We start from the raw sequence: 5,884 nt of genomic DNA, 5'->3' as shown, positions 1-5,884 counted from the left end.
GACCGAAGACGTCGAGCTCCTCGCAGCCTTCAAACAACAATATGCCGAAACGATTCATTCAAGCTCCCAATGAAAATAGTTGAGTGGCATTGGCGCTGGTCCGCTCGGCCACTTCCTCGACGCTAAGACCCTTCAGCTCGGCGATCTTCTCGGCGACGTAGCGGACGTAGGCCGGCTCGTTGCGCTTGCCGCGGAAGGGGATCGGCGTGAGGAAGGGCGAATCGGTCTCGATCAGCATCCGCTCCAGCGGCAAGCGCTTGGCGGCGTCCTGGGTCGCCTCGGCTTTCTTGAAAGTCACGATCCCGGTGAAGGAGACGTGGAAATTCTCCTCGATCACCCGCTTGCCGAACTCGTAGTCGCCGCTGAAGCAGTGGAAAACTCCGCCGATCTCGCGGGCGCCCTCTTCCTTCAAGACCTGGAGCAATTCCTCGTGGGAATCGCGGTCGTGGATGACCAGCGGCTTTTTCAGCTCCTTGGCCAGCCGGACGAAGGCCCGGAGGGCGGCGAATTGCTCCTCGCGGCTCGAATGGTTGTAGTGAAAGTCGAGGCCGACCTCGCCGATGGCCGCCACCTTGGGATGGGCGGCGATCTGCCGGGCCCGGGCCAAGACCGCCTCGTTCACCAGCTTGGCGTCGTGGGGATGAACGCCGATCGCGGCGTAGACGTCGGGGAAGCGCTCGATTACCGCGGTCGCGCCCTCCATGCTGCCGGTGCCCTCGCCCGAACCGATGTGGAGGATGCGGTGGACGCCGGCTTCGCGGGCGCGCTGCACCAGCGGCTCGACCTCATCGGCGGCATAGGAGGAAAAATCGACGTGAGCGTGGCTGTCGATGAACATGATTGTCGGCGGAACCTGGTTACTGCGGGCTGGCCTTCTCCAAGGTCACTTCCAAGACCCGAGTCTCGGGATCGTAGCTCTCGCGGTGCGACTTGATCGGGACCGGAAAATTCAGCTCCTTGAGGAAGCCGTCGGGGAAGGAGTTGACCCAGCCGCAGAGCTTGCGGACCTTCTCGTCTTCGAGCTTGGCCCGGATCTTGACGTTGTTGCCGTCGACTTGGACGCTGGTCTTGTAGTCGGGCATCAGGTCGGGCAGGCCCCACTGAAACTTGAGGCGGTGGTTCGGAACCTTCTCCGGCATGTCGAAGCGGACGACGTAACGATCCTTGTCCTCATCCACCGCCGAGGCCATGCCGTAGCGCTTCATCCGTTCCCATTGGGGCTCGAGCTGATCGCGCACCGCTTCCCAGCGCCGCAGCCAATCGCTGTTGTCGACCTCGGCAACCGGGGCCGCCGGTTTTTTTTCGCCCTCGGGCTTGGGCGGCATCGGCAGGTTGACCAGCTTGATCGCGTCGACCGGGCAGTCGTTGATGATGTCCCAGGGATTGAACTTGCCGACCGGCGACTTCTCGGTCGCAATGGCCCGGGTGTGGTCGGCGTTCATCTTGAAGATGTCGGGGAAGTCGTTGCAGCAAGCATCGCAGGCGATGCAATCCTCGGTGACGAAATACTCTTCCAATTGGACAGCCGCTTCGGCCATGACACGAAACCTCCAGAAAATCCAAAAGCTTAAGCGATTTAGCTATTATCCACCGGGGAAGGGGCTGTCAATGGCGTTTAGCACCCTTGTCATCCTGAGCGTAGCGAAGGATCTGCGACCTACCAAGGTGATTTGGAAGCTCTAGACCCCTTCGTGTCTTCGGAGGGGTTCCGTGGGAACGAAGGACCTTTGGACTTTCCTAAGCTTCTTGGGCAGTCGCAGATCCTTCGCTACGCTCAGGATGACCTAGGCTAATAGAGCGTCGACAAACTCGGTGGCGAAAAAGGGCTTCAGGTCCTCCAAACGCTCGCCCACCCCGACGTAACGGATCGGAACCCCGATTTCATCGAGGATTCCGACGACGATTCCGCCCTTGGCGGTGCCGTCGAGCTTGGTCAGGATGAGGCCGGTCAGCCCCAAGGCCTGATGAAATTCCCGGGCCTGGTTGAGGGCGTTTTGGCCCTGGGTCGCATCCACCACCAAAATCACTTCGTGAGGAGCCCCGGCCATGGCTTTGTCGAGGACCCGCCGGACCTTTTTCAGCTCCTCCATCAAGTTGACCTTGGTATGGAGGCGGCCGGCGGTGTCGATGATGACCCGGTCCATGCCCCGGGCACTGGCGGCCTTGACCGCGTCGTAGCCCACCGCCGCCGGATCGGCGCCTTCTTTCTGGGCCAGGGTATTCACTCCGACCCGGCCCGCCCAGGCCTTGAGCTGGTCCACCGCCCCGGCTCGAAAGGTATCGGCCGCGGCCAACAGGACCTGTTCGCCATTTTTCTTAAAAAGGGAGGCTAATTTCCCAATCGAGGTGGTTTTGCCGACCCCATTGACCCCGACCATCATCATCACATGTGGTTTTTTGGGTGGAAGCAGGGATTCGGTCGGGTGGGCGTTGAGGATCTTCAGGATTTCGGTCCGGAGGTACATCTTGAGGAGGTGGATATCCTTCCGGCCGCTGGCCGTGACGTCCTCCCGGAGGTAGCGGAGCAGCTTTTGGGTCGTCTTCACGCCGACGTCGGCCCCCAACAGGAGCTCTTCCAATTGGGAATAGACCTTCTCGTCGATGTTGTGGCTGAGCCGGATCAGCTCGCTTAAGCGGACTTGGAAGTGATCATGAGTTTTCTCAAGCCCCAGGGTTAATGTGCCAGATAAGGCTTTTTTTTGCCTTTTTTGACGCAAAAACACCAATAAAAACAAGACTATAAGAAGGACACCGATTCCGGCGGCGATGTAGATCCACTGTTCTGTACTTAAATTCATATCAGGACGAAGAGCCCCCTTTTGAAAAAGGGGGTTGGGGGGATTTAACAGACGCTGCATGAGAAAGCGAACTTGGGATTGATTCCACCGCTTTAAATCCCCCCTGCCCCCCCCTTTTTCAAAGGGGGGGAATTATAAAAAAGGCCGAAGAGCTTCCTAGCTCCTCGGCCCTGGAATTTCTACTTTTAGAATCGGCTATTTTGCCGCCGGGCTGGCCGCGGGGGCCGCTGCTGGGATCGAGGCCGGGTTCAACACGCCGTCGACGACCACCTTGAAGCTTTGGAAAGGCTGGGCTCCCTTGACCAAAACGCCATTGATGAAAAAGGCCGGGGTGCCGCTGGCGCCATTGCTCTTGGCGAATTCCATGTCTTCCTGAATCACGGCGTCGTACTTGGTCGATTTGAAGTCGGCTTCGAACTTCTTCATGTCCAAGCCGGCTTCTTTGGCCGCCTTCATGATCCCGGCCTCGCTCAAATCCTGCTGGGTGGCGAAGAGGGCGTCGTGCATCTCCCAGAACTTGCCTTGGTCCTTGGCCGCCATCGAGGCCTTGGCCGCCGGCATGGCATCCTTGTGGAAAGGCAGCGGGTTATGGCGGAAGGCCAGCTTCACCTTGCCGTCGTACTCCTTCATGACCTGGTCGACGGTGGGGAGGACCCGCTTACAGAAGGGGCATTGGAAATCGGAGAATTCCACGATGGTGACCGGGGCATCGGCCGGGCCCTTGACCGGAGCCTTGTCGATCGGCACTTGAACCGCGCGCTTGATCCGCTCGGCCAGCGGCAGCTCGGGTGCCCGCTGGGGACGGTTGGCCTTCATCGCGTCCTGAATCGGCTTCTGCAAAGCCTGGGGATTCTTTTGAATATAGTCGCCGACCGCCTTCTCCAGCTGTTGTTGGCTGGGACCGCAGGCCGGCAGAACCGCCAAGATTCCGAGACAGAGGGCTTTGGAAAGCCAATTTTTAGGGGATAGGTTCACTGAAATCCTCCGCAATAAGAATGGGATATGAAATTCGGCGATCTTAAGGAGCTTCGCCCCCGCCGTCAAGCAAGGGGTTTGGGAAGCGGGGCTGAAGCCCCTCGCTACGACTCTAACGCGGCTAACCGATAAATGACTTGCCAAGGATGAGGAAAGCCCTTTTATTGCGAAAGACGCTCGGAGGAGAGAACCCATGAAAAAGCTGATTATTTTCGCAATGGCGGCGGCCCTTGGCCTGGTCGCCTGCAAGAAAAAAGAAAACGTCCTGACCCTGGGTGAATTTGCCTCCCTGACCGGCACCACCGCCAGCTTCGGCCAATCGATGAACGAGGGCATTCAATTGGCCTTGGAAGAGCTCAACAAGTCGGGCGGACTGCTCGGCAAACAGGTCGAGATCATCGTCGAGGACGATCAGAGCCGGCCCGAAGAAGCCCGCACCGCCGCGGTGAAGCTGATCAAGCAGGATCAGGTCATCGCCTTGATCGGCGAGGTCGCTTCCTCGCGAAGCCTGGCCGCCGCGCCCGAAGCCCAGAAAAGCAAGATCCCGATGATCTCGCCGGCCTCGACCAATCCCAAGGTCACCGAGGTCGGGGATTACATTTTCCGGGCTTGCTTCGTCGACACCTTCCAAGGCTCCTCGATGGCCCGCTTCGCCTACGAGGACTTGGGTCTTCGCAAGGTCGCCATTCTGTATGACATCAAGAATGACTACAGCGTCGGCTTGACCGAGTTCTTCGAAAAGACCTTCAAGGAGTTGGGCGGCGAGATCGTCGACAAGCAGAGCTACTCCGAGGGCGACATCGAGTTTCGGGCCCAGCTCACCGCGATCAAGAGCAAGGAGCCGCAAGCGATCTACGTCCCGGGCTATTACACCGAGGTCGGCCTGATCGCCCGCCAAGCCCGGGATCTCGGCATCAGCGTGCCCTTGATGGGCGGCGACGGCTGGGACAGCCCCAAGACCCTCGAGATCGGCGGGGCCACCGTCGAGGGCAGCTATTTCAGCAATCACTACGCCACCGATGACCCGACGCCGATCGTCCAAAACTTCATCAAGAAATATCAGGCCAAGTACAACAAGGTGCCCGATGCGATGGCGGTGCTGGGCTATGACGCGGCCAACATCATGTTCGACGCGATCAAGCGGGCCAACTCGACCGAAGGACCCAAAATCCGCGATGCCTTGGCCGCGACCACCGGACTTCAGGGCGTCACCGGTTCCATCACCATCGACGCCAATCGCAATGCCAACAAACGCATCGTCATCCTCAAGATCGAGGGCGGGAAGGTGAAGTTCCACAAGGCCCTGGAGCCCTCTTGACCGAATTCTTCCAACAATTGGTCAACGGCCTGGCTTGGGGCAGCATCTACGCCCTCATCGCCCTGGGCTACACGATGGTCTATGGCGTGCTCCGCTTGATCAATTTCGCCCATGGCGACGTCTACATGGTGGGGGCGATGGTCGGCTACTACGCCGCCCGGGTCTTCGACGGCGGCGGCACCTTCCTCCGCTTCTCCTTGGTGATGCTGAGCTCGATGCTGGCCTGCGCCCTGCTCGGTGCGGCCATCGAGCGCTTTGCCTACCGGCCGCTGCGCAATGCGCCTCGGCTCAACGCGCTGATCACCGCCATCGGCGTCTCGCTCTTGCTGGAATACGGCGGCCAATACCTCTTCGGCGCCGATCCCAAGTTCTTCCCGACCCTGATCGAGACCAAGGAAGTGCTGAACCTGGGCGGCGTGGTCATCAACAACATCCAGCTCGCCATCTTCATCGTCAGCTTCGTCCTGATGTTCGCGCTTCAGGCCATCGTCCACCGGACCAAAATCGGCAAGGCGATGCGGGCCGTGTCATTTAGCCACACCGCCAGCCATTTGGTCGGCATCAATGTCAACCGAGTCATCAGCCTGACCTTCGTCTTCGGCTCGGTCCTGGCGGCGGCCGCCGGCATTTTGGTCGGGCTCTCCAATCCCAAGGTCGATCCGCTGATGGGCCTGATGCCGGGGCTCAAAGCCTTCGTCGCCGCGGCCCTGGGCGGCATCGGCAATATCCCCGGCGCCCTGATCGGCGGGCTCTTGATGGGCGTGGCCGAAACCTTGGTGGCCGGCTACCTCTC

The 5,884-nt window shown here is 59.9% G+C and carries 6 protein-coding genes; 2 read left to right on the top strand and 4 right to left on the bottom strand.

Annotated elements, in window-relative coordinates; translation table 11 throughout:
- Positions 1 to 58: 58 nt before the first annotated feature.
- The 4 genes from VJR29_08180 to VJR29_08165 form a co-directional block, all read right to left on the bottom strand.
- A complete protein-coding gene (locus tag VJR29_08180) occupies positions 59 to 838 on the bottom strand; it encodes a TatD family hydrolase (protein HKY63380.1) in 780 nt (259 codons plus the stop codon).
- A 19-nt stretch (positions 839 to 857) separates the two neighbouring features.
- Positions 858 to 1,538, bottom strand: a complete 681-nt coding sequence (locus VJR29_08175; protein ID HKY63379.1) for a ferredoxin — start codon at positions 1,536 to 1,538, stop codon at positions 858 to 860.
- A gap of 246 nt (positions 1,539 to 1,784) precedes the next feature.
- On the bottom strand, positions 1,785 to 2,798 hold the full coding sequence (ftsY, locus tag VJR29_08170) for a signal recognition particle-docking protein FtsY (protein ID HKY63378.1): 1,014 nt from the start codon (positions 2,796 to 2,798) through the stop codon (positions 1,785 to 1,787).
- 195 nt (positions 2,799 to 2,993) lie between these two features.
- Complete coding sequence (locus VJR29_08165; protein HKY63377.1) at positions 2,994 to 3,773, bottom strand: DsbA family protein; 780 nt, start codon at positions 3,771 to 3,773, stop codon at positions 2,994 to 2,996.
- A 193-nt stretch (positions 3,774 to 3,966) separates the two neighbouring features.
- Between VJR29_08165 and VJR29_08160 the strand changes: the two genes are divergently transcribed.
- Both VJR29_08160 and VJR29_08155 read left to right on the top strand, forming a co-directional pair.
- Complete coding sequence (locus VJR29_08160; protein ID HKY63376.1) at positions 3,967 to 5,091, top strand: ABC transporter substrate-binding protein; 1,125 nt, start codon at positions 3,967 to 3,969, stop codon at positions 5,089 to 5,091.
- Positions 5,088 to 5,884, top strand: a 797-nt coding sequence (locus tag VJR29_08155; protein HKY63375.1) for a branched-chain amino acid ABC transporter permease, incomplete at its 3' end; no start/stop codon positions are given. The genes VJR29_08160 and VJR29_08155, both read left to right, overlap by 4 nt.

It is taken from the genome of bacterium, assembly GCA_035281585.1.
In the GTDB taxonomy this organism is placed as follows: Bacteria; UBA10199; UBA10199; order DSSB01; family DSSB01; genus DATEDP01.
Note: the sequence above shows the minus strand (reverse complement) of the source record. Positions and strands in the feature narration are given on the sequence as shown.

What these genes read in the sequence shown, in the direction of transcription:
- VJR29_08180 (HKY63380.1), bottom strand. Translation starts at nt 838, where the DNA reads ATGTTCATCGACAGCCACGCTCACGTCGATTTTTCCTCCTATGCCGCC.
- VJR29_08175 (HKY63379.1), bottom strand. Translation starts at nt 1,538, where the DNA reads ATGGCCGAAGCGGCTGTCCAATTGGAAGAGTATTTCGTCACCGAGGAT.
- ftsY (HKY63378.1), bottom strand. Translation starts at nt 2,798, where the DNA reads ATGAATTTAAGTACAGAACAGTGGATCTACATCGCCGCCGGAATCGGT.
- VJR29_08160 (HKY63376.1), top strand. Translation starts at nt 3,967, where the DNA reads ATGAAAAAGCTGATTATTTTCGCAATGGCGGCGGCCCTTGGCCTGGTC.